This window comes from Blastopirellula marina DSM 3645, from assembly GCF_000153105.1.
GTDB classification, from domain to species: Bacteria; Planctomycetota; Planctomycetia; order Pirellulales; family Pirellulaceae; genus Blastopirellula; species Blastopirellula marina.
In genome coordinates this window covers 3,738,060-3,759,490 of the sequence record NZ_CH672376.1, presented here as the reverse complement: position 1 = coordinate 3,759,490, position 21,431 = coordinate 3,738,060, and the positions used below count along the sequence as shown (strand labels likewise).

General features: G+C 56.6%; 19 protein-coding genes, 1 tRNA gene and 1 pseudogene. 17 read left to right on the top strand and 4 right to left on the bottom strand.

What is annotated here, in order from left to right; genetic code table 11:
- From DSM3645_RS16920 to DSM3645_RS16895, 6 genes are all read left to right on the top strand, one after another.
- A partial coding sequence (locus DSM3645_RS16920; RefSeq protein ID WP_002653471.1) for a PhzF family phenazine biosynthesis protein occupies nucleotides 1-508 on the top strand: 508 nt, incomplete at its 5' end.
- A 42-nt stretch (nucleotides 509-550) separates the two neighbouring features.
- Nucleotides 551-919: a cupin domain-containing protein gene (locus DSM3645_RS16915; RefSeq protein WP_002653470.1), complete on the top strand. Its 369-nt coding sequence runs from the start codon at nucleotides 551-553 to the stop codon at nucleotides 917-919.
- 40 nt (nucleotides 920-959) lie between these two features.
- Nucleotides 960-1,736: an SDR family NAD(P)-dependent oxidoreductase gene (locus DSM3645_RS16910; RefSeq protein ID WP_040351912.1), complete on the top strand. Its 777-nt coding sequence runs from the start codon at nucleotides 960-962 to the stop codon at nucleotides 1,734-1,736.
- A 131-nt stretch (nucleotides 1,737-1,867) separates the two neighbouring features.
- Nucleotides 1,868-2,344, top strand: a complete 477-nt coding sequence (locus tag DSM3645_RS16905) for a PaaI family thioesterase (protein ID WP_002653468.1) — start codon at nucleotides 1,868-1,870, stop codon at nucleotides 2,342-2,344.
- 55 nt (nucleotides 2,345-2,399) lie between these two features.
- Complete coding sequence (locus tag DSM3645_RS16900) at nucleotides 2,400-3,431, top strand: ketopantoate reductase family protein (protein ID WP_002653466.1); 1,032 nt, start codon at nucleotides 2,400-2,402, stop codon at nucleotides 3,429-3,431.
- Nucleotides 3,432-3,598: 167 nt separating this feature from the next.
- Nucleotides 3,599-4,744 (top strand): YbfB/YjiJ family MFS transporter, encoded by a 1,146-nt coding sequence (locus tag DSM3645_RS16895; protein WP_161603370.1) that lies wholly within the window; start codon nucleotides 3,599-3,601, stop codon nucleotides 4,742-4,744.
- Between the two features lie 63 nt (nucleotides 4,745-4,807).
- On the opposite strand, the gene DSM3645_RS16890 is transcribed toward DSM3645_RS16895, so the two are convergent.
- Complete coding sequence (locus DSM3645_RS16890) at nucleotides 4,808-6,235, bottom strand: hypothetical protein (protein WP_161603369.1); 1,428 nt, start codon at nucleotides 6,233-6,235, stop codon at nucleotides 4,808-4,810.
- Here DSM3645_RS16890 and DSM3645_RS16880 point away from each other — a divergent pair.
- The 9 genes and pseudogenes from DSM3645_RS16880 to DSM3645_RS31400 form a co-directional block, all read left to right on the top strand.
- On the top strand, nucleotides 6,154-7,056 hold the full coding sequence (locus tag DSM3645_RS16880) for a ParB/RepB/Spo0J family partition protein (RefSeq protein WP_315849863.1): 903 nt from the start codon (nucleotides 6,154-6,156) through the stop codon (nucleotides 7,054-7,056). The genes DSM3645_RS16890 and DSM3645_RS16880 overlap by 82 nt on opposite strands.
- Nucleotides 7,056-8,681, top strand: coding sequence for a type IV secretory system conjugative DNA transfer family protein (locus DSM3645_RS16875; protein ID WP_002653461.1), 1,626 nt, complete (start codon nucleotides 7,056-7,058; stop codon nucleotides 8,679-8,681). Before DSM3645_RS16880 ends, DSM3645_RS16875 begins: the two co-directional genes overlap by 1 nt.
- Before the next feature lie 120 nt (nucleotides 8,682-8,801).
- Nucleotides 8,802-9,371, top strand: a complete 570-nt coding sequence (locus tag DSM3645_RS16870; protein ID WP_002653460.1) for a hypothetical protein — start codon at nucleotides 8,802-8,804, stop codon at nucleotides 9,369-9,371.
- Nucleotides 9,372-9,399: 28 nt separating this feature from the next.
- The gene (locus DSM3645_RS16865; protein WP_002653459.1) at nucleotides 9,400-9,711 is read left to right on the top strand and encodes a hypothetical protein; all 312 of its coding nucleotides are present in this window, start codon (nucleotides 9,400-9,402) and stop codon (nucleotides 9,709-9,711) included.
- Between the two features lie 64 nt (nucleotides 9,712-9,775).
- Entirely contained in the window at nucleotides 9,776-10,168 is a 393-nt protein-coding gene (locus DSM3645_RS16860) for a hypothetical protein (protein ID WP_002653458.1), read from the top strand.
- A 75-nt stretch (nucleotides 10,169-10,243) separates the two neighbouring features.
- The gene (locus DSM3645_RS16855) at nucleotides 10,244-10,456 is read left to right on the top strand and encodes a hypothetical protein (protein WP_040351911.1); all 213 of its coding nucleotides are present in this window, start codon (nucleotides 10,244-10,246) and stop codon (nucleotides 10,454-10,456) included.
- Nucleotides 10,457-10,517: 61 nt separating this feature from the next.
- Entirely contained in the window at nucleotides 10,518-10,799 is a 282-nt protein-coding gene (locus DSM3645_RS16850) for a helix-turn-helix domain-containing protein (protein WP_002653456.1), read from the top strand.
- A 75-nt stretch (nucleotides 10,800-10,874) separates the two neighbouring features.
- Nucleotides 10,875-11,099, top strand: a complete 225-nt coding sequence (locus DSM3645_RS16845) for a hypothetical protein (RefSeq protein WP_002653455.1) — start codon at nucleotides 10,875-10,877, stop codon at nucleotides 11,097-11,099.
- Nucleotides 11,096-12,085 (top strand): annotated as a pseudogene (locus DSM3645_RS31400) (recombinase family protein); the annotation flags it as partial. The gene DSM3645_RS16845 and the pseudogene DSM3645_RS31400, both read left to right, overlap by 4 nt.
- A 485-nt stretch (nucleotides 12,086-12,570) precedes the next feature.
- On the opposite strand, the gene DSM3645_RS16830 reads toward DSM3645_RS31400, so the two are convergent.
- Nucleotides 12,571-12,645 (bottom strand) — tRNA-Pro (locus DSM3645_RS16830).
- A gap of 333 nt (nucleotides 12,646-12,978) precedes the next feature.
- On the opposite strand from DSM3645_RS16830, the gene DSM3645_RS16825 reads away from it, so the two are divergent.
- Nucleotides 12,979-16,797 (top strand): hydantoinase B/oxoprolinase family protein, encoded by a 3,819-nt coding sequence (locus tag DSM3645_RS16825; RefSeq protein WP_002653453.1) that lies wholly within the window; start codon nucleotides 12,979-12,981, stop codon nucleotides 16,795-16,797.
- Nucleotides 16,798-16,820: 23 nt separating this feature from the next.
- Here DSM3645_RS16825 and DSM3645_RS16820 read toward each other — a convergent pair whose 3' ends face one another.
- Nucleotides 16,821-17,147, bottom strand: coding sequence for an ArsR/SmtB family transcription factor (locus DSM3645_RS16820; protein ID WP_002653452.1), 327 nt, complete (start codon nucleotides 17,145-17,147; stop codon nucleotides 16,821-16,823).
- 288 nt (nucleotides 17,148-17,435) lie between these two features.
- The gene (locus DSM3645_RS16815) at nucleotides 17,436-18,185 is read right to left on the bottom strand and encodes an AraC family transcriptional regulator (RefSeq protein ID WP_002653450.1); all 750 of its coding nucleotides are present in this window, start codon (nucleotides 18,183-18,185) and stop codon (nucleotides 17,436-17,438) included.
- 140 nt (nucleotides 18,186-18,325) lie between these two features.
- Between DSM3645_RS16815 and DSM3645_RS16810 the strand changes: the two genes are divergently transcribed.
- Complete coding sequence (locus DSM3645_RS16810; protein ID WP_050769408.1) at nucleotides 18,326-21,403, top strand: PSD1 and planctomycete cytochrome C domain-containing protein; 3,078 nt, start codon at nucleotides 18,326-18,328, stop codon at nucleotides 21,401-21,403.
- The last annotated feature ends 28 nt before the right edge of the window (nucleotides 21,404-21,431 follow it).

Here is a 21,431-nt window from a genome sequence, read left to right as displayed (position 1 = left end):
TACCCAAAGCGGCGTTTTAACCTGCGAGCAAAGCCGTGGAGTAATCGAAATGGATTTCCCAGTAGTCTCGCAGGAAGAAGTCGATTTTCCGCCGGATCTTTTGGCTGCCTTGGGATCTTCAGCTACCTATGTCGGTAAAACGCAATTCGACTATTTCGTGGTCATGGAAGATCCAGAGATTGTCCGCACACTTTCTCCAGATTTCCGCGAATTGAAGCGTTTTCCGGCGCGAGGCGTGATCGTTACAAGCCGCTCCGATCGTAGTGATTTCGATTTTATCTCGCGGTTCTTTGCGCCGAATGCGGGGATCGACGAAGATCCTGTGACGGGTTCGGCTCATTGCTGCCTTGCCCCTTATTGGGCCAAGGTGCTGGGGAAAACGGAGATGACGGCTTTCCAGGCATCTGCCCGCGGGGGCGTTATCCATGTGCGCGTACTCAATGGACGCGTCATTCTCGGCGGACAGGCGGTGAGCATCTTGCAAGGCGAACTACTCACCGCGCCATAGCCCAATCTACTACCCCGTTGAGAAACGTCAGGACTTTACATCATGCCGCCAGCAAAAATCAATCTTGCCGAAAAGCTGAATCAATTTACCGAACATTGGTCGCCCAAGATCATTGCTCCCTACGAGGATTATCAATTCAAACTGGCGAAGTTAAAGGGCGAGTTTGTCTGGCACAGCCATCCGGAAAGCGACGAGGCGTTTCTCGTCCTCGACGGCGTCTTACGCCTTGATTTCCGCGATGGTTCTGTATCTGTGGGACAGGGGGAAATGCTCGTCGTGCCCAAGGGCGTGGAGCATAAACCGTCCGCCGAGTTTCCGTGCCAGGTAATGGTGCTGGTTCGAGCGGGTACTGTAAACACGGGCAACGCTCCAGTGAGCGAACTTACGAGCGATCCGACCGCTTCGATCTAGATCGCAATATCAATCCATTCTATTTCAGTCAGGAGAACCCATGGCGGATCGTCTCAGAGGCATGAAAGCAGTAATTACAGGCGGAAGCGATGGCATCGGATTCGCCATCGCATCGGCCTTTGTCGCCGAGGGCGCCCAGGTTTGGCTCGTCGCTCGCAACGCCGAAAAATTGGCGACAGCGGCTGATTCGCTGCAATCTGCGGGAACAAAAGTGATGTCCACCGTAGCCGATCTGAGTGATCCCGGCGCAGCGGAACAAGTCGGAGTCGAAGTCGCCGCAACGTGGGATCGAGTCGACGTGTTGGTCAATAACGCGGGAATGGCTCGCTTCACCAGCTTTTCTGAAGCGACTCCCGACGAAATCCAGGCCCAGGTGCAACTGAACCTGCTCTCGCCTTATTTGCTCACGCAGCAACTTCTCCCTTTATTGGCGGCAGCCCAGGGGAACGTGATCAACATCTCCTCGACCTCGGCCCACCGGCTCATCCCGGGTCGACCGGCTTCCGTCTACGCGATGACCAAAGGGGGATTGAACTCGCTGACGAAGGCCTTGGCCCTCGAGCTTGGACCGCAAGGCGTTCGCGTCAACGCTATCGCTCCCGGCACGATCAAGACGCCTCTTACGCAAAAGATGATCGCTTCGTTTACGGAAGAGCGGAAAAAGGAGTACGACCAGTTCGTTCGGCAAGCGTTCGCATTAGGACGTTTGGGAGAACCGGAAGAGGTGGCCCATCTCGCCGTCTACCTGGCTTCCGTCGAGGCGAAATGGACAACAGGATCAATCTTTATTGTTGACGGCGGACTGAGCACCAACTGAAGTTTTTTGACGCCATGACGTCCTATGAAAAAACAGCGTGTGCTCATCACATTTTTCGATTGTCAGCATCGAAGATATTCGTTTGCATCGACTCGAAAATGCAACTAGAACCGATCTGCAGGAGGAATAGAATGGCGCGGCAGATATCCACATTCGAGTATCTTCAGATGCTTGTTTCCGGTGCGTCGCTCGCCGACGTAACGACCAATTTGATCTATCCGCCGGCTATCTGGACGACGCTCGGTCTGCGGCTGGTCGAGATTGATCTCGCTTATGCAAAACTGGAACTCGACACCGATCTCCGGCGGCACGGGAATCAGTTGGGGATCACGCATGGCGGAGTTGCTTGCGAGATGGCGGACGCCGCAATTGGAACCGCGCATTCGACCGTGATCGGCGAAGATGAATCGCTGGCGAGCGTTGAACTCAAGGTGAATTTCTTCCGCCCGGTCGGGGAAACTCGGCTGACCGCGACGGCGAGGCGCGTGAACGCCGGTCGCACGCTGAGCTATTACGTCTGCGAAGTCCACAATGAAGCGGGCAAGCTGGTCGCCAGCGTGAACAGTACCGTGATGACGCTCAAAGGCGAACAAGCGACAAGGGGGTAGAAATGGCGCTCTCTGGGCATAAAAAGAGGCGATTGCCAAACAGGGACTTTCCGACATGAGAACTTTGATTGTCGGCGTCGGAGCAATTGGGGGTCTTATCGCCGCCCGCTTGCGAGCGGCAGGCTTGCCGGTATGGTTGGCGACCCGCGACGATCAGTCGGCGACGCTTCTCAGGCGGAACGGATTGCGACTAACAACCGCAAACGAGGATGTGGCGGTGGATACGCCTAACGTCGCGGAACTGAAATCTTATCTTGGCCAGGCTTCATTCGATCTCATTGTCCTGGCTACCAAAGCACACGACGCATTGAATATAGCTCCCACGCTATTGGCGCTGCTCGCGCGGGAGGGAGTGCTGCTGCCGCTTCAGAATGGAAGCATCCCTTGGCTGCTTGGACAGAAGCTGGGAAACGAAAAAATCCTCGGCGGAATATCGAACTTCGGCGCCACGATGATCAAGCCGGGAGAGTATGAACAACGGAATCAAGGCAACTTGCTCATTGGCGAATTAACCGGGGGTGATAGTGAGAGAACTCAATGTATTCGCCGTTGGCTCGGACAAGCCATCGACGTCCGAGTATCTCAGAATTTTATCGGGGCCGTCTGGGCAAAATTGCTCCTGAATTGTTCCGTCACGACCCTCGGTGCGATAGCCGGACAGACCATGCGCCAATACGTCGCCACTGATGACGGACGTGAGCTATTCCAGCGAACCTATGACGAAGCGTTGTCCGTGGCCCTGGCAAGCGGCGTCCGGCCAGAGCGAATGATCGTCGAACCGATCCCGCCGGGTTGGAACGAACGGGGCGTCATGAACTGTGATGTCAAGAACTGCGAATACGACGCTTGGCTCCAACAACTCCTGGATGGTTATGGAGACCTGAAACCATCCATGCTTCAAGATTTCGAGCATCGCCGACAGACGGAAATCATGTTCATCAACGGACATGTCGTGCATCTCGGCAAAATGTTCCCGATTCCGACTCCAGTAAACGCCGCTATTGTCAGCACCGTAATCGCGATTGAGCAAGGCCATGTTGTTTCAGACTTGTTGCTATTGGGAGAAATTCTTCATGCAAGCAGTTGATTCACTTGCGCTACCTGCAAGCGGTCTTTAAGGCGTCGGTGGTCAGAAATTTGAGATAACCATTTGAGAAAACGGATGCGACTTTCCACCATTTCATCAACCACGACTTGCAGCCTCGTTCGGAGGGCCATTTGAATTCGACCAGGCTGCCTTCCCGGATGGTCATCTTGGCCGCTGCTGCGATCTTTCTCGATATCGGCGTAGCGCGTTTAACGTATGGCGCGCTTCTTCCTGCCATCGTCCGTGAGTTGGAGTTGAGCTACACGTCTGCGGGATTGTTAAACTCCGTCAATTTGGCTGCCTACCTGGTAGGAACCCTAGCCGCACCGGCACTAGCGAGGAGATACGGATATCCTTGTATGGTTACTTTCGGTCAAGCCGCCGTGGCAGTAGGCGCCGCGATTAGCGGATTGGCAGACGGTGCAATTTCCCTTGGCATCGGACGACTAATGATGGGGGGAGGGGCTGGAGTCGGACTCGTCGCGGTTCTTACGTTGTTGTTCGCCCGTACCATTCCTGCTACCCGTCCGTTGGCCAGTACAATCGCTTGGTCCGGCTTCGGTTTCGCGGCGGTGCTGACTGGGCTGTTATTGCCTACAACCATGGTAACTCCAGCAGGTTGGCGCGACTTATTTCTATCGGCCTCCCTGATAGGCGCCGTGATTGCGATCGCTTTGCACCGAGAAGCTCGACTTTTCGATGGCAACAAGGCGAACGCATCCACAGCCGCCGTGGAACAAGTGTTTCCGATCATGTCCAACGTGCGATTGCTGCCGCTTATCGGCGCCTACACGTTGTTCGGCGCTGGCTATATTTCGTATTCCACTTTTGTCAGCGTGCAGATGAGAGCGGACGGATTATCACTCACGGCGATTTCCACTGCTTGGATCATCCTCGGAGTTTCGGCAATCTCCGGATGTGCTTTCATGACTTTTCTGCTTGTTCGACAATCGCACAAGCACCTTGCAATGACAATTTCATTGGCATGTGGCGCAATGGGAACCGGAATATTAGCGATTGGCGGATCGAACCTCGCTACCCTTGCGGCCATTCTCGTAGGACTTGGCCTCGCTGCGACGCCAGCCGTTGTCACAGCTTACCTTCGCGAACGTAGTAGTGGCGATGATTATGCACGAGTGTTCAGCTTGGCGACTGCCTGGATGGGGCTTGGACAATTAGCAGGACCAGCGATCTCGGGGATTCTTGCCGATAACCTGGGGACTTCAACCGTATCATGGTTCGCGGCGAGCACCTATGCCTTAGGAATGATGGCGGCCGTGTGGGATGCTCGTGCTTTCGATGACAAGGCCTGAATCTGAAGTCGATTTTACGACAAGAATTTTATATCCGCGCCACTTGGATAAACTCTTTCGATTTCATTCATGTGCAGGACCGTCTCCAGCGAGAAAGCATTGCCCCCATGCCGCTAATTCCTTGGCCGCCAAGGTCGGTTCGGAACGATTGAGGTTTCCTCGCACGTTGACATGTGTGTTTATCAAAGATGTACCCAGGAACTCTTCCAGCTTTTGCAGGTATCTTCGCGCGCCGCTATGACCGCCAGCCACTGTGTTGTTTCCGGCCTGTCTCAAGGAACTGGTGCTTACAAATTCGCAAAGTACCAATAGAGCCGTCACTGGATTGAAACGGACGGACGACGGATTCTCCATTAAGGAACGCAGTTTTTCGATTTCCACTGAAAATACCGGGTCTTGATCCGGTTGTTCTCCCAGAATGCGGCGGAGGCAATCATGGTAACGGGGATGGGAACGCAGAAGAAGTTCCATTGGCACCCGAGCGCGGCGGATGCTGACGATTTCGCTTGTTTCAGGATGCAGTTCCAAGGTGAGCGCGTCGGCATTCCCGGAAGCGTCGAGACAAACCAGGTCGATCAGCAATCCCGTATTGATCTGGTCGGCGACTCGGAGCGGATATCCAGCCGGAACCCAACCCGCCTCAACGCAATGTTTATCGTCGGAAGGGTCGGCGGCACACCAGGTTTCGAATAAACCGGTGATCGGCCCGTTGGGACTCATCAAGCCACGAAGACGAGCGAGATGAACCAAGCGGGAGGCAGGTTTTTGTTCGGCATCAAGGAACCGAAGCGTTTGACGCGAAAACGAAACGTCCGAAGCGGCTAGGTTAAAACTCTGAAAGTGAAAATCGCCTGCTGTTCCCGTGGCTTGCGGCAACTCCCACGAAGTTTCCCAGGGCAGATTTTTAAGCCCCGGCGCCTGAATGGTAATGGGATCGCGGCACGATTCGAAGCGAACCCATGCCGCCGCGTCCCCCTTTCTCGCGCATATCTGTCGAAGTGCGGTCACGCAGGCGGATCGCAGCTTGCGCCAATGCTCCTTTTGCCGCAAAGCAAGTCCCTCCGCCAGCCACTCGACCGCAAAACTGGAGTCGCTCATTAATTTGTTCGCCGTCGTCAGCAAAGTTCCGGATCGGTCGAGCACTTCCGGCGGCGCAAGCTCGCCTAACAGCTTTTCCTGGACGTAAATGCGTTTCTCGTTGTGACCATGCAACTCTCCTAAACGTTCCCACAAAGGGCGAGGCGTCTCCATTTCAGACCTCCGAGTAGATACTGCCAATATGGAAATGAACATTTGTCCATTTGATTCAGTTCTTCTTGCCGCGCCACAAATCGTTCTTTCGACCGCATTGGAATTTAATGCGGATGTCGGATGAGACGCACCAAGTAAAGCGTCCATGCGTTTGCGAGATGGCTGGAACATTATTACGGCCTGCATCTTGGAAAAGTTCATGTCCGGTTTGGCGTGGAAAGTGCGCGCCAACAGCAACAAAGGAAACCTCGATGTCATTCCCACAACTCATTACGATAAGCGTCGCCCAGTGCGACTATCCTTCTCAGCCTCGATCGGCGCCTGATCCCGAATACTGTCGGGGGCTTGGCCGCAACATGCAGGACAACGGACAGAAGACGCCGATCATCGGTTACAAGAAAGGAGATCGCTTCGTTCTGTGTGATGGCGGTTGTCGACTCGAAGGCGCCCGCCTCGTCGGTTTGCCGGAACTGTTAGCCCTGGATCTCGGCAAAGAGCCAAGTCGCGCCGAACTATTGATGGCTCAGGCGTCGATCGATCTCCATCGCCAACATCTGCCTCCGATCGATCGCGGCCGACTGTTCGCTAATCTCTGTCGTGAGCAGGGCTGCACGGCTAAGCAACTGGCCGCCATGTTGCATGTCAGCGAAGCGGTTATCAGCCGGTCTCTCGCGTTGTTGCAACTGCCCGAGGACCTTCAGCGGCAGGTGAACGAGAGAAAGCTGGACGCCCGTCGCGGCTACCTGCTGAGCCAGGAAAGTGATCCAGCCCGCCAGCACGAACTTGCTTCGCAGGCGACGGCACTCTCCCGCGAGGAGTTGGCCAAGCAGGTCCGCAAGGCGAAGTCGACTGTGACGCCGCAAGTGCGCATGAAACGCATCGTCTGCCCGCTGCCAACTGGCGTGTCGATTTCGGCGTCCGGGGCGGAGCTTTCGCTAGATGATCTGATCGACGCGTTGAGCGACGCGCAAAAAGAGGCCCGCAAGGCGAGAGAGCAGGGGTTGGATGCGAAAACGTTTGCGGCGGTCATGAAGGACAAGGCCAGAAAGGGAGGTGCGTAATGAACGACGGTTTTAATATACGCAGTTTTTTTCAGGCGATTATTGGCCTGAGTCTTCTTGGTCTGGCGGCGATTCTGTCTTTCGATGCCCCTGAGCCAACCCCCGAAGTGATCTTCTTGGGCGTTAGTGGGTGTGTCTGTTTGCTCCACGGCGCGTGGCTGCGAGTCCGAGACACCTCGTCGCATTTACCCCGGCGCAAATCGTCAGATGGACTCGACCGGGTCTTGTTGACGTGGAATGAACATGACCAGTTTACCGTCCGCGACCTCTTGAATGGCGGCGTGGCCACGGTGGGCAGGACCGGCTCCGGTAAAACCTCGTCAAGTGGCAAGTCGTTGGCGAACGCCATCGTCCGGCTGCCCAAGAGCGGCGGCCTGATTCTGGCCGCGAAGCCGGAAGATCGGGCCATGTGGGAGGGCATCTTTGCCTCTGCGGGCAGGTCAAGGGATTTGCAGATATTCTCACCTAACTCTCCGCTTCGCTTTGACTTCCTCGGTTACGAAATGCGACAGGGAGGCCATACCCGCAATATCACCAAGACGCTTATGGTGATTGGCGAAAGCCTTCAGTCGGCCGATGGAGATAATCGTAACTCCGATAAGTTTTGGAGCGGTCAGCAAGGGCGGCAGATCTCCTGTGGGGTCGAAATCGTGAAGCTGGCGACAGGGAGCGTCAGTGCTCCAAGCCTGCAGCGGTTCATCAATACCGCTGCGATGTCGCCGCAGCAGTTCACCTCCGAGGAGTGGCTGCGTGGCTACCACAATCAATGCCTAAAAGCGGCCTGGGAAAAGCCCAAAACACCGCTGGAGCAGCACGACTTTGAACTTGCGAAAGAGTATTGGCTCAGTGAGTTTCCCACGATGGCGGATAAAACCCGTTCGTCGATTCTCACCGGGGTGCTGGGCATCTTGCACGTCTTCAATCAGGGAGTTGTTCGAGAACTGGTAAGCACCACGACCAACGTGACGCCGGATGATCTGTTCGCGGGAAAATGGGTTCTCATCGACATGCCGCCGTCCGAATGGGGCGATATCGGCCTCTTCATCGCGGGCGGTTGGAAATACCTCGCCCAAAAGGCGGTCTTGCGACGGGCGGCCGATGCTCGCTCGAACGTCGTCACGATCTGGGCGGATGAAGCGCAGCAGTTCGTCAACAGCTTTGACGCGCAGTTTGTCTCCCAGTGCCGCAGTCATCGCGGCTGCATGGCGTACCTGACCCAGTCGCTGCACGCCTACTACGCGGCGTTGCCAGGGGAGGCGGGACGCCATCAGGCCGACAGTCTGCTCACCAATTTTCATACGAAGATCGTCCACGCCCTGGGCGATCTGGAGACGGCCAACTGGGCCAGCGGGCTGGTCGGCAAGTCGCTTCAGACTTTTACGGGCGGCTCAATGACGCCGAGCGAAGGGATCTACGACGAGTTGATGGGCGCCAGCCGCTACAGTGGCAACTTTTCGCAGCATTACGAATCGACGCTTCAGGCAAACGTTTTCATGCATGGTCTGCGGACTGGCGGAGCAGTCAATGGATACGTGTGCGACTGCTTCGTCATTCGGAGCGGCGAGCCGTTCGCCAACGGAGAAAACTGGCTGGCGACCAGCTTTGACCAACGCACGCCGGGCTAGTTCCGCAAAGTTCCAGCCTGGCTCCCGGCAAGATGGAAGGCGATTTTCAAGCCACAGACCTACGATGATCCCAGGATCAAAAACAACTTCATTTCCACCAAATTTAGCGAGGTTTTTAAGATGACTAATCAAGAATCGATGCCCGGCGACAAGTTGACGATGGCCAACACGCTCAATGGCGCGTTTCTGCTGGCTCACGCCCATGCATTGACCTGTTCCGTGTTTCTGCGGACCGATTTTGGCAAGGAGGGCATCGGCATCGCCGGGCTGCTCTCCATATTCCTGATTTTGGGTTGGGGAAGCTTCGGCAATAGTCTACCCATGCTGGGATTTTTCGTTTGCTGGTTGATCGCCGTTATCTGCCAACGGATCAAGCAACTCATCAACTGGCAGCGAGGCGCCGTGATACATAGCCTCTACGGGGGACGCCCGTGGCTATCGAAGCGGTTGTTTCCCCGGATGTCGGAATTGAACGCCAAGGGAGTCGACGCCTTCATTTGCCTAATTGCAGGCGGACTTCTCACTCAGTTCGATAAGCCGCTCGGCTGGTTTGTCATGGCAGGTTTCGTCTCGATCATGGTTACCGAAGGGATGATGGTCGAAGCGACGCGTCGACAGCTGCAGCAGATGCGCGACGCCGAAATCGAACAGCGGACGCTCGCGGAACTCTACAAACGAGGCAAGTTCTAAACCTCTTTCAACCTGAAAGGAGAACTAGATGTCGGACGAAAAAGATAGCCTCTGGCGACAGATGCTCGCCAAGCGGGCCGAATGGGCGGCCGAGCAGCCGTCCCTGTCGGCCGAACTGAAAGCAATGGGGCGTGAAGCGATTAAGGACGTGCGAAACACGCTCCATGAGACCTATTTTGGCCAGCCGGAACACATGCCGGAAATGGGTACGCCGCTAAACCCGACGCCCCAAATGACGACGCAAGACCTGGGCACAGTTCACGGCTCCTATGAATCGATGCTCGACTCGTACGCGGCGCGAGCCCAGGAGCAGGACCATACACAGGAGCAGCAGCGATAGCTGAAAGCTTATCTCTTAATTCACGTGTTTGTTTTGACTCTTTTTTTGATAAGGAGATGTGGTCATGGAAACCACGATTAAATTTCGCTGTCCAAATTGTCATAAGTCGATTTCCGCTAAAGAGCACGTGGCGGGTTCGATTCGAACTTGTCCAGCCTGTGCGGCGAACATTCAAGTTCCCGCTCTCGGAACTTCCAAGGCTGATTTGATGACGGGCAATGGTCAGCAAGTTGCGTCTTTGAAGGACGTATCACCGCAACTGTCTGGCGAACGGGCGGCGCCAAACGACGACCTTATTCCTCTCGAAATCCGCATGCCAGGCAACATGGGCGGAGTGAAGGCCAAGGTTGACCGAGAAACCAACAAAACCCTCTTGACGGTGATCGTCGGCGGCTTGATGACGATTTTCGGATTCATTGTCGCCGCCAAGTTCGGAGGCAAGGTAAGGCTGAAATGATATTCCGCCGAACTCACGAAGCGGGCGGCGCAAGACGCGTCGCCCGCTTTCCTTCTTTTTCTCGGAGACTAAAAGATGCTAACCCTCATGTTCTTTACTTTGTTACTGCTGTTAATGGGAATCGTCGTTCTGATCTGGATCGGATGCCAAAGAGTGGCCAAGCACCTGCGAAGCCATCCTGCAGCGATGAAAGCGGTCATCGAGCATCTGCTCATGCCGCTATTGGGAGAAACGAACGTGAAAGAAGCCGATCGTCAGGATAGCTTCTCGCTGGAAAACGAACGCTGATTCTTGCCTGCTACTGTAATCGGCCTCGCAAGATGGTCGATGACGTTACGGAGAATTTTCGATGTCGCTCGATATGGCAACGCTTCAGCATCGGCTGGCCCGCATGGAAGAGATGTTACGGTCGCTTATGCAGCGTGAAGCGGTTCGTGACTGGTATCGCGTCGACGAGTTCGCTCGTCTCGTCGGCAGGTCTCCATTTACCTGCCGCCAGTGGTGTCGGCGCGGACGAATCGTCGCCCGCAAACAAGCCAGCGGGCGAGGGGCGTACCGGGCATGGGCGATTGCGCACGAAGAGCTCGTACGGTATCGGCGCGACGGCCTTTTGCCTTCCAACCGCGAATGAATCTACGATCACGGTTTTTCTTGTTAGCTATGTTTCTAGTGCGTTTCTTGTGCTTACCAACGGTGGTTCTCGGCTATGTCTCGGCGCAATCGACAACTTGATTGCTCAAAACGGAACGACGCTCGCCCGAGCATCGTTCCGGCCGGAACTCCCAACTGGATTACGCCGGAACTGATCGAGGCGACCATTCGCACCTGGCAACCGTACTACAAGGAGGTGCTAACGCCGGAAGAAGCCGTTACAATGATTCTCGGCGTTAGTCGGTTGTATCAGGTTCTTTCTTCGAGTAAGCCGCCATGAAAAAGTTCGCCGCCTTGGCACGGGTTAGCAGTCGGGAGCAGGAACGCGAGGGTTTTTCCCTCGAAGTGCAGGAAGAGGCTCTCAGGAAATACGCGGCCCAGGCAGGCGGCGAAATCGTCAAGTTCTTCAAGATTGCCGAGACCGCCAGCAAAGGGGAACAGCGCAAGGCGTTCCGTGAACTAATCGCCTACGCCAAGAAAAATGCCTTTGCTCTGGATGGGTTGCTCTTCTACAAGGTCGACCGAGCTTCCCGCAATCTCTTTGACTACGTTGAACTGGAACGGCTCGAATCGGAATACGACTTGCCGTTCATCTCGGTCTCTCAGCCAACGGAGAACACGCCTGCGGGGCGGATGATGCGGCGAACACTGGCCAACATGGCCAGCTTCTATACCGAACAGCAATCGGTCGACGTTCGTGAAGGACTCTCTCGCCGCGTGAAAGAAGGCTGGTTCGTCGGCAAGGCGCCTTACGGCTATCGCAACATTCGCAAGGACGGGCGGGGCGTCGTCGAAGTCGATCAGGAAGCCGCCGCCAACGTCAAACGCATTTATCAACTCTATGCGTATGAGAACATGACGCTGGACGGCGTCACGGAGCAGATGAATTCCGAAGGGCGGGTATTTCGCAAGTCACAACCGAGTTTTCCCAGAGGCTCGATCTACAATATTCTTCGCGATCGGGCTTATCTCGGCGAGATTCCTTACAAGGGAGAATGGTATCCCGGTAAGCAGGAACTGCTTGTGGACCGTGCGACCTGGAACAGGGTACAGGCCCTCCTTGGCGGCTCAATCTACCATGCTACGACGCTGACCTATGCGGGGCAGTTCATGACCTGCGGCCATTGCGGCCACCCGATCACCGGCGAATTGATCAAAAGGAAGCGGAAGGACGGCGGCGTCAATTACCACGTCTACTATCGCTGTGCCCAGTACACGAAAAAGGATCACCCCCGCATCCGCGTCAAGGAAGCCGACATTGAAGCCCAAGTGCTGGCCCTGTTCGACAAGATGAAGGTCGAAGATGAAAGCGTCCGCGATTGGTTCCGCCTAGTATTGGCATCGCAGACCCGCGACGCCCAAGCCGACAGCCGCGCTCAGCGGCAAGAACTAACCCGGCAGGAAACGCTCATCATCCAACAGCAAGACCGGCTGCTCAACATGCGCCTGGCCGAAGATATTGACCAGGAACTGTTCGCCAAAAAGCACACCGAGCTACGTGATCGGCTTGCGTCTATCAAACTGCAACTCGACGCCCTGGACCGCTCCCACGACGAAACGGCTGAATTAGCGGCGAAAGTGTTTGAACTCTCGCAAACCTTGAAAGAGCAATGGCTTACCGCCGACTACGCTACCAAACGCCGTTTGCTAGAAATCGTCTGTTTGAACGCGGTTCTGGACGGCGTAACTCTTTGCCCTGAAATGAGAAAGCCCTTCGACGTACTTGCCGAAGGGCTGATTTCTGAAAAAAGTCGGGGTAACAGGATTCGAACCTGCGACCTTTTGACCCCCAGTCAAACGCGCTAACCAGGCTGCGCTATACCCCGATGTCGTCAAAAGATATTGACGAAACCGGCAATTTACACCGGCTTAAAATCTCTGACAAGGCCGGACTGGCGGCGGTTCGGCGTTCGGCCTGGAAAATGAGTTGTAAATCGCTTGGTTTGTGGAAATTTTGCGTAGTGCGGGCGAAAAAAAGAGGAAAGCTGTGGGAGAAAAAGTGATTCGATTGTCAGCGCAGCGGAAGGGGGCCCGTGTCGACATCGCGAGATCGCCGCCGGTTTTGCTCGGTGGGCCATCTACTCAACCGCGAGGAATCGCTCGATACTCAAAGGGTGACGCTCGTGCAAATTGATAGCCGCCTTTGAGAAGTGAGCAGTGTGAAGCGTACCGAATTCTGGATCGACGTTGGCGGGACGTTTACTGATTGTCTGATGCGCAGCAGCGACGGAGATACGCGCCGCATCAAGGTTCTTAGCTCCGGCAAACTGCAAGGCACAGTCGGCGACGGCAGCGGAGCCGGCGCAATTGTCGACAACACTCGACGTAGCGATCCGCCGGATGTTTGGCGCGGTTATCGTTTGAGCTTACTCAGCGAAGAGGGCGAAGCGATCGCGCAGCGCAATGTCGTTCGGTTTGACGCCGAACTGGGAGAGTTGACGCTTGATCGCCCGTTGGATCCGCCGCCGGAAGTGGGAACGCTCTATCTGCTAGAGGGAGACGAAGAGGCGCCGCTCGTCGCGATTCGCCGCTTGCTTGGTTTGGCTCGCGATCAAGCGTTGCCGCCGGTCGACGTTCGCCTGGGGACGACCCGCGGCACCAATGCTCTGCTGACTCGATCTGGCGCCGACGTCGGTTTGGTGATGACCGCCGGATTTGGCGATATCCTGGAGATTGGCTATCAGAACCGGCCTCATTTGTTTCAGCTGGATATTCAGAAGTCGACATCGCTCGTTCATCGCACGGTGGAGATCCAGGAGCGGCTCGGCGCCGACGGCGACGTGCTTGTTCCGCTTGATGAGGCGGATGTCGAGCAAAAACTGTGCGGGCTGTTCGAACAAGGGATTCGCTCGTTGGCGATTTGTCTATTGCACAGCTATCGCCAACCGATCCATGAGCAGCGCGTCGAAGCGATTGCGCGCCGTATTGGTTTTACCGAAGTGAGCGTCTCGCACGCAGTCGCGCCATTGATCAAGTTGGTGGCCCGCGGCGATACGACAGTGGTCGACGCCTATTTGAACCCGGTCTTGCGCGACTATGTCGCCGCAATTCAGCGTGCGTTGGGGAGTGGAAGTCGTTTGAGCCTGTTGACTTCGGCCGGCGGATTGATCGCCGCTGAGCAGTTTTCTGGCAAAGATAGCATCTTGTCGGGGCCGGCCGGCGGCGTGGTCGGTTACGCAGCCGTCGCGCAACATGCCGGATTTTCACGCGCAATTGGGTTCGACATGGGGGGAACCAGCACTGACGTCTCCCGATTCGACGGCGCATTTGAACGTCAGTTTGAAACCGAGAAAGCAGGAGTCCGCATCGTTGCGCCGATGATGGCCATCGAGACGGTGGCCGCCGGCGGCGGATCGATTTGTGATTTCGATGGAGTGAAGCTGGTGGTGGGGCCGGGCAGCGCTGGCGCTGATCCCGGGCCTGCTTGCTATGGATGCGGCGGTCCGTTGACCGTGACTGACGTCAACTTGGCGCTTGGCAAGTTGCAAGGCGCGCGATTTCCGTTTCGGTTGGAAGAAGCGGCGGTAGAGCGGCGTCTGTTGGAAATTGCCAAGAAAGTCGAAGTCGCGACGGGCCAGCGAAAAACGACGCAGGAACTGGCGACAGGCTTCTTGCAGATCGCCAACGCCAACATCGCCAAGGCGATTCGGACGATCTCGGTCGCCAAGGGTTACGATCCGCGGGCCTACGCACTCGTTCCGTTTGGCGGAGCGGCGGGACAACATGCTTGCGCCGTCGCCGAGCTTCTCGGGATCTCGACCCTGTTGTCGCATCCCGACGCCGGCATACTCAGCGCTGTCGGGATCGGCGCCGCGGTGACGACGCGCTACGCGACACGCGGCGTCTATCGCTTGCTGGCCGAGGGGGATGATTCGCTCGAAGCGACATTCGCCGAGTTGAGGACTGAAGCGATCGTCCAGGTCGCCGCCGACGGAGTTCCCGATTCGCAGATATCCTGTCGTGAAGAGGTCGAACTGCGCTATCGAGGACTCGAAGCGTCCCTTTCGATCGCAGCGCGGCCGATTGCCGATCTGGCCGAACGCTATCATCAGGCGCATCAGCTACGATACGGCTATTGTCGCCGGGCGCAGCCGATTGAAGTGGTGGCCGCGCGGGTCGAAGCGAGTGGCCAAAATCGCAACGATGTTCAACCGAGCCAAGCGGTAGAACCGCGTCCAGTAAAGCCGACAGGCTGGGCGACCGTTTCTTTTGCGGGCGTGGAAACGAGGACGCCGACCTACCAGCGAGATTTGTTGTCCGGCGGTGCGGTGATCGCTGGTCCGGCGCTGGTGACGGAGTCGCTGGCGACAACCGTGATTGATCCCGGCTGGAGGGCCGAGATGTTGAGCGGCGGCGAGTTGATGATTCGCCGCAGTGAGAAAGGAGCAGCGAAAAACGATGTCGTTACCAATTTGACCGACGCTGATGTTGCCGATCCCGTCTTGTTAGAGATCCTCAACAACCAGTTCGCCGCGATTGCCGAGCAGATGGGGGTGGCGCTGCAAAACACGTCGGTCAGCGTCAATGTGAAGGAGCGTCTCGACTTCAGCTGTGCGATTTTTACCGGCGATGGAGACCTGATCGCCAACGCGCCTCATATTCCCGTTCATTTGGGAGCGATGGGAGAGACGGTCAAAGCGACGATCGCCGCCAATCCACAGATGGCGCCGGGCGATGCGTTCGTGACGAACAACCCATATCGCGGCGGTTCGCACTTGCCGGACGTGACGGTCATTACGCCGGCGTATCTCGGCGAAGCGAGTGAGCGGCCCAGTTTCTTCGCGGCCAGTCGCGCTCATCATGCGGAGATCGGCGGGATCGCCGCCGGATCAATGCCATCGGGCTCGAAGACTTTGGCCGACGAAGGCGTGTTGATCGACAATTTTCGCTTGATGCAAGCTGGCGTCGCAAATTGGGAAGGTTTCGAGACGATCCTCCGCAAGGGGAAATATCCGTCGCGGAATGTGGCTGACAATCTGTCGGACGTCGCGGCGCAATTGGCCGCGAATCAGCATGGGCGAATCGATTTAGAAACGATGGTCGCGACGTATGGCCTGACAAAAGTCGAGCAGTACGCCAGGCATATCCAATGCGCCGCCGCGACCAAGACGCGGGCCGCTTTGTCTCGCCTGCCGGATGGACGTCATCGATTCGAAGATTATCTCGATGACGGTTCGCCGATCGCCGTGCTGATTGAAATTACCGGCGATCGAGCCGTGATTGATTTTGCGGGAACCGGGCCGGTGCTGCCGGGCAACTTGAACGCGAATCGCGCGATTGTGACCGCAGCAGTGATGTACTGTTTACGCTCGCTTTTGAACGAGGAGATCCCGCTCAATCAAGGAGTGCTCGAACCGGTCGAAATTCGCTTGCCGCACTGCTTGTTGAATCCGCCGTTTCTCGGCTCCCCTGAGAAATGTGCGGCCGTCGCCGGAGGAAATGTCGAGACCTCGCAGCGCGTGGTCGATGTGTTGCTAGGAGCTTTACAACTGGCCGCGGCGAGCCAAGGGACGATGAACAATTTTACGTTTGGCGACGCGACGTTCGGGTATTACGAAACGATTTGCGGGGGCGCCGGAGCAACGCCGCAGGCTGCTGGCGCTTCGGCGGTGCATACGCACATGACCAATACGCGGATGACCGATGTGGAGGTTTTCGAGCTGCGGTTTCCGGCTAGGATTCGGCGGTTCTCCATTCGTCGCGACAGCGGCGGAGCAGGGGAGCATCGCGGGGGGGATGGCGTCGATCGCGAAATTGAATTTCTGCGACCGTTGTCTGGTTCGCTGCTGACGCAGCGCCGCGGCGACTATCCGCCGTATGGAATGGCGGGCGGACAGCCAGGCAAAGTGGGAGAAAACCTACTGCGCCGCGCCGATGGGACCGAAATTCGCCTGCCGGCGATCTCCAGCTTTGACCTGCAGCCAGGCGACGTGCTCGTGATCCGAACACCAGGTGGCGGCGGTTGGGGAACAGGATAGACTATCGAGCGCTTGGCGCCCGGTTATTCGCTTTTCCGCAGATCGAATTTGCAGCAGCCGAAGTCGAGCGAGTTGGCCGCTTTGCTCTTGAGAAACGCCTGATTGAGATCGTAGTAGACAAACTTCCCCTCTTTGTGGGTCGTAGCGATCTGGGCGTGATAGAGCACGCGTAGATGATGCGATGCGTTGGCGATTTCCAATTCCAACAGCAAAGCGATATCTGTCACGCTCATCGGGCCTTGTTGCAAGGCGCGAATGATCTGCAGGCGATACGGATCGGCCAATGCTTTCAGATAACTGGCGCAAACGTCCACGCCAGGAAAATCTGACGGCTCTTGATGTTGTGGCATGGCTCGTTTGGCGGCTGCTGGCGATCGACGTGAGAAGTCAGCAATCCAAGCTAACTTCGAGAAATTGATTATCGTTCGCTTTGCCGGTATTCACAAGGCGATTTGAATGAAACCGCTGTTCCTGAGCATATTTGGTGGTTCTCTTCGTGCATTTTTGCCGGCTCGTCGATTGGGCCAATCGTTGCCGTTAAAAGCAAATTCTCCCTCGATGGCAAAATCAAAATTGGTCTTTCCGTCAAAACTGCGACCGATGACACCGGATGGCCTTGCTTGTTTAGGTAACACAACCTAACGAACATACTGCCGCCGGTAGGCCGCCGGGGTCAGCCCGGTTACTTCGCGGAATCGCTTGGTCAGATGGCTTTGATCGGTGAAGCCGACAGCGGCGGCTATTTCGATTAGGCTGCGCGACGTGGTCGTCAACAATTTCTGTGCGGCTTGAATGCGAACCGTTTTCAGGTAATGCGTCGGCGTCACGCGGAGCAATTCGCGAAAGCGGCGATTGAAGTGGGTCGGCGAGAGCCCCGTCAACTGGGCCATGTCGGCCATCGAAATCGACTCGGCGTAATGCTTCTCGATGTACCGCGCGACCGTGAATAACTCCTGCAGATATTTCGCCAATTCGTCCTGCTGTTCGATCCGGTACATCGCACCGGCGATGCCGACAACTTCGCCCTGCATGTCGAAGAGCGGGGTCTTGGTGCAAACATACCATCGAGGAGTCCGGCGACGGTGCGGAACGAGCCAGATCTGCCCGGGAAGCGGCTTACGACTAGCCATCACGCGGCGATCTTCTTCGATATAGGCGTTGGCCAGCAGCGGCGGGTGAAAGTCTCGATCGGTTTTACCAATCGCTTCCGATTCGTCTTTCAGATCATGATTGTCGAGGAAAAGCTGATTGACTTTGACGAATCTCCCCTGACGATCTTTCAGATAGAAATAGGTCTGGGGCAGTGAGTCAAACAGCGCAATGACCGATTCCGCTTGCAGGGATTGGCGGAAGAAGTCGGCCTGAAACGCTTGCGATTCGTGGTTCATGATGGTCTAAACGTACCAAGAATGCGAGGCAAAGTTCAAGACTTGTCTCCTGTTTTCCTATAGATTGAAAAAGTCGGATAACTTCCGAACCTGCCTCCACTCCCATCCTTTGTACGACCCCGGTTTAGGCCATTCTTTCTATGATTCGCCCTACCGCAATTCTTCTGACATTCGTGTCGCTCCGCGCCGTTGTTTGGGCGGAGCCTGCGGAAGTTGACTTTCAGCGTGATATTCGGCCGATCCTGTCCGAGAATTGTTTTCAATGCCATGGTCCTGATCCGGAGCATCGCGAGGCCGATTTGCGGCTGGACAATGCGGCCGGAGCTCACGCGTCGGCGATCGTCCCCGGCAATTTAAAAGAGAGCGAATTTGTTGCGCGAATCACCTCCGACGATCCCGAGATGGTGATGCCGCCGGCGGCAGCAGGGAAGTCGCTGACGCTGGAACAGATCGAGTTGCTAAAGCACTGGATATCGCAAGGCGCGAAGTACGAGGGACATTGGGCGTTTGCTCCACCGACGCGTCCCCAGGTTCCACAAGTCGCGAATTCGTCGTGGGTTCGCAATCCGATTGATGCGTTTGTCTTGAACCGATTGGAGCGTGAAAACGAACTAGCTCCGTCACCCGAAGCGGAGAAAGCGATCTGGCTGCGACGGTTAAGTCTCGATCTAATCGGCTTGCCGCCGTCGATTGAAGAAGTCGATGCGTTTGTCGCCGACACAGGTGCGGACGCCTACGACCGGCAGATCGAACGCATGCTGGCGTCGCGACACTTTGGCGAACGCTGGGGACGTGAGTGGCTCGATGCGGCGCGCTACGCCGACTCGGATGGGTACGAAAAAGATACTCCACGAGCAAGCTGGTTCTATCGCGATTGGGTTATCAACGCCTTAAACCGCGATCTGCCGTACGACCAGTTCATCGTGCAGCAGATTGCTGGGGATCTGCTGCCCAATTCAGATCAGGATAGTTTGCTCGCGACCGGTTTCTTGCGGAACTCGATGATCAACGAAGAAGGGGGCGCCGATCCTGAGCAGTTCCGGATGGCGGCGATGTTCGATCGGATGGATGCGGTCGGCAAAGCGGTGTTGGGGCTGACGGTGCAGTGCGCCCAGTGTCATACCCACAAGTACGATCCGCTGTCTCAGCACGAATATTTCGGGATGTTCGCGTTCCTGAACAATACGCACGACGCGATCATTCCGGCGTTCACCAGCGCAGAAGCGGACAAGATTCATGCGATCCGCGAAGAGATCGACGCAATTGAGTTAGCGCTCAAATCGGCGACGCCCAACTGGCGCCAACAGATGGCCCAATGGGAAACGGGCGCACAAGCGTCCGCCGGTCAATGGGAAGTGCTGGAACCGGTCGACCTGCCGTTTGAAGGGCAAAAGTTTCGCGTGTTGGACGACAACTCGATCCTGAGCGAAAGCTATGCACCGCATAGTTCTAGTCCGCAGTTCATCATGAAGACGACCGCCGCGCAGGAGATCACCGGAATTCGCCTAGAACTGTTGACGCATCCCCAATTGCCGCGCCGTGGACCGGGCCGATCGTTACGCGGAACGGCGGCGCTGACCGAGTTCACTGTCTATGCGGCGCCTGCGAACGATCCTGGAAAGCGGACGAAGTTGAAGTTGGTTTCGGCGACAGCCGACGTCAATCCGGCCAAAGCGCCGCAACCGGACTATATCGTCAACATCAAAGCGAAGGGGGGAGACAAGCGGGTCACAGGACCGATTTCGTTTGCGCTCGATGGGGACAAGAGTACGGCTTGGACGACCGACAGCGATCCCGGACGGCGCAATCAATCGCGCAAAGCGGTCTTTGTCTTGGACAAGCCGGTTGGTTTTGCCGAGGGAACGGTGTTGACCATTCAGCCGACGATGAACCACGGCGGCTGGAACAACAATGACAAACATAACTGTTTGATGGGCCGCTATCGTTTTTCGTTGACGACCCAGGCCAATCCAATTGCTGATCCGCTACCGCAAGCGGTGCGCGAGATCTTGGCGATCGTTGCGGACCACAGAACGCCGGCCCAAGAACAAGCTTTGTTCACGTATTGGCGAACGACGGTCGAGGAATGGGCCGACGAAAATGCCCAGATCGAAGCGCTCTGGCAAAGCTTTCCCGAGGGTTCGTCGCAGCTAGTGTTGGAAGAGCGACAGGAGCCGCGCACCACCTCGTTGTTGCATCGCGGAGACTTCCTGAGTCCGACCGAAGTCGTGAAGCCAAGCGTACCGGAATTTCTGCATGATTTGCCTGCCGGCGACCCCCGATCGCGACTGACGTTCGCAAAATGGCTAGTGGATCGACGTTCTCCCACCACCGCTCGAGCGATCGTCAATCGGATTTGGCAATCGTACTTTGGCATCGGCTTGGTCGAAACGAGCGACGATCTTGGATCGCAAAGCACGCCGCCGTCGCATCGCGACCTGCTCGATTGGCTCGCGGTCGAACTGATGGACCACGATTGGAGTTTGAAGCATCTGCACCGCTTGATCGTCTCATCGGCGGCCTATCGACAGTCGTCTGTCGTGACGGAAGCAGAGTACCAGCAAGACCCGTACAATCGCCTCTTAGCGCGTGGCCCGCGCTTTCGCGTCCAGGCCGAGATCGTGCGCGATATCGGTTTGACGGCGAGCGGACTATTAAACGACGAGATCGGCGGACCGCCGGTTTATCCGCCGGCGCCGGCGTTTTTGTTTGAGCCGCCGGCCAGTTATGGCTACAAAACGTGGAACGTAGCAAGCGACGTCGATCGTTATCGCCGAGGGCTATACGCATTTCGTTTTCGGAGCGTTCCCTTCCCAATGTTAGAGACGTTTGACGCCGAACCGGGGAATGTCTCATGCGTTCGTCGCAATCGTTCGAACACGCCGCTGCAAGCGTTGACCCTGCTCAATGAACCGCTGGCGCAAGAGTGCGCCGCGGCGCTGGCGTTGCGCACGCAAAAAGAAGGGGGAGAGACCGACGCCGCCCGACTGGAGTACGCGATGCGGTGCTGCATCGCACGCGTGCCGACCGCGGATGAGATTGCGATGTTGCAGACGATGCTCGACAAGCAGCGGACGCGGCTCGCAGCGGGCGAACTGGACGCTCATGAAATTGTGAAGTCTTCCGCCGCGAAGAGCGACGACATCAACGAACAGGCCGCCTGGACGCTGGTTGCCCGCGTCATCCTTTGCCTGGACGAAACGATCACCAAAGAATAGTTCCACACTTTGTGGAAAGGACCCGAAG

What these genes read in the sequence shown, in the direction of transcription:
- DSM3645_RS16815 (WP_002653450.1), bottom strand. Translation starts at nt 18,185, where the DNA reads ATGAACCACGAATCGCAAGCGTTTCAGGCCGACTTCTTCCGCCAATCC.
- DSM3645_RS16910 (WP_040351912.1), top strand. Translation starts at nt 960, where the DNA reads ATGGCGGATCGTCTCAGAGGCATGAAAGCAGTAATTACAGGCGGAAGC.
- DSM3645_RS16855 (WP_040351911.1), top strand. Translation starts at nt 10,244, where the DNA reads ATGCTAACCCTCATGTTCTTTACTTTGTTACTGCTGTTAATGGGAATC.
- DSM3645_RS16905 (WP_002653468.1), top strand. Translation starts at nt 1,868, where the DNA reads ATGGCGCGGCAGATATCCACATTCGAGTATCTTCAGATGCTTGTTTCC.
- DSM3645_RS16880 (WP_315849863.1), top strand. Translation starts at nt 6,154, where the DNA reads ATGGCTGGAACATTATTACGGCCTGCATCTTGGAAAAGTTCATGTCCG.
- DSM3645_RS16810 (WP_050769408.1), top strand. Translation starts at nt 18,326, where the DNA reads ATGATTCGCCCTACCGCAATTCTTCTGACATTCGTGTCGCTCCGCGCC.
- DSM3645_RS16820 (WP_002653452.1), bottom strand. Translation starts at nt 17,147, where the DNA reads ATGCCACAACATCAAGAGCCGTCAGATTTTCCTGGCGTGGACGTTTGC.
- DSM3645_RS16900 (WP_002653466.1), top strand. Translation starts at nt 2,400, where the DNA reads ATGAGAACTTTGATTGTCGGCGTCGGAGCAATTGGGGGTCTTATCGCC.
- DSM3645_RS16875 (WP_002653461.1), top strand. Translation starts at nt 7,056, where the DNA reads ATGAACGACGGTTTTAATATACGCAGTTTTTTTCAGGCGATTATTGGC.
- DSM3645_RS16850 (WP_002653456.1), top strand. Translation starts at nt 10,518, where the DNA reads ATGTCGCTCGATATGGCAACGCTTCAGCATCGGCTGGCCCGCATGGAA.
- DSM3645_RS16870 (WP_002653460.1), top strand. Translation starts at nt 8,802, where the DNA reads ATGACTAATCAAGAATCGATGCCCGGCGACAAGTTGACGATGGCCAAC.
- DSM3645_RS16915 (WP_002653470.1), top strand. Translation starts at nt 551, where the DNA reads ATGCCGCCAGCAAAAATCAATCTTGCCGAAAAGCTGAATCAATTTACC.
- DSM3645_RS16845 (WP_002653455.1), top strand. Translation starts at nt 10,875, where the DNA reads ATGTCTCGGCGCAATCGACAACTTGATTGCTCAAAACGGAACGACGCT.
- DSM3645_RS16865 (WP_002653459.1), top strand. Translation starts at nt 9,400, where the DNA reads ATGTCGGACGAAAAAGATAGCCTCTGGCGACAGATGCTCGCCAAGCGG.
- DSM3645_RS16860 (WP_002653458.1), top strand. Translation starts at nt 9,776, where the DNA reads ATGGAAACCACGATTAAATTTCGCTGTCCAAATTGTCATAAGTCGATT.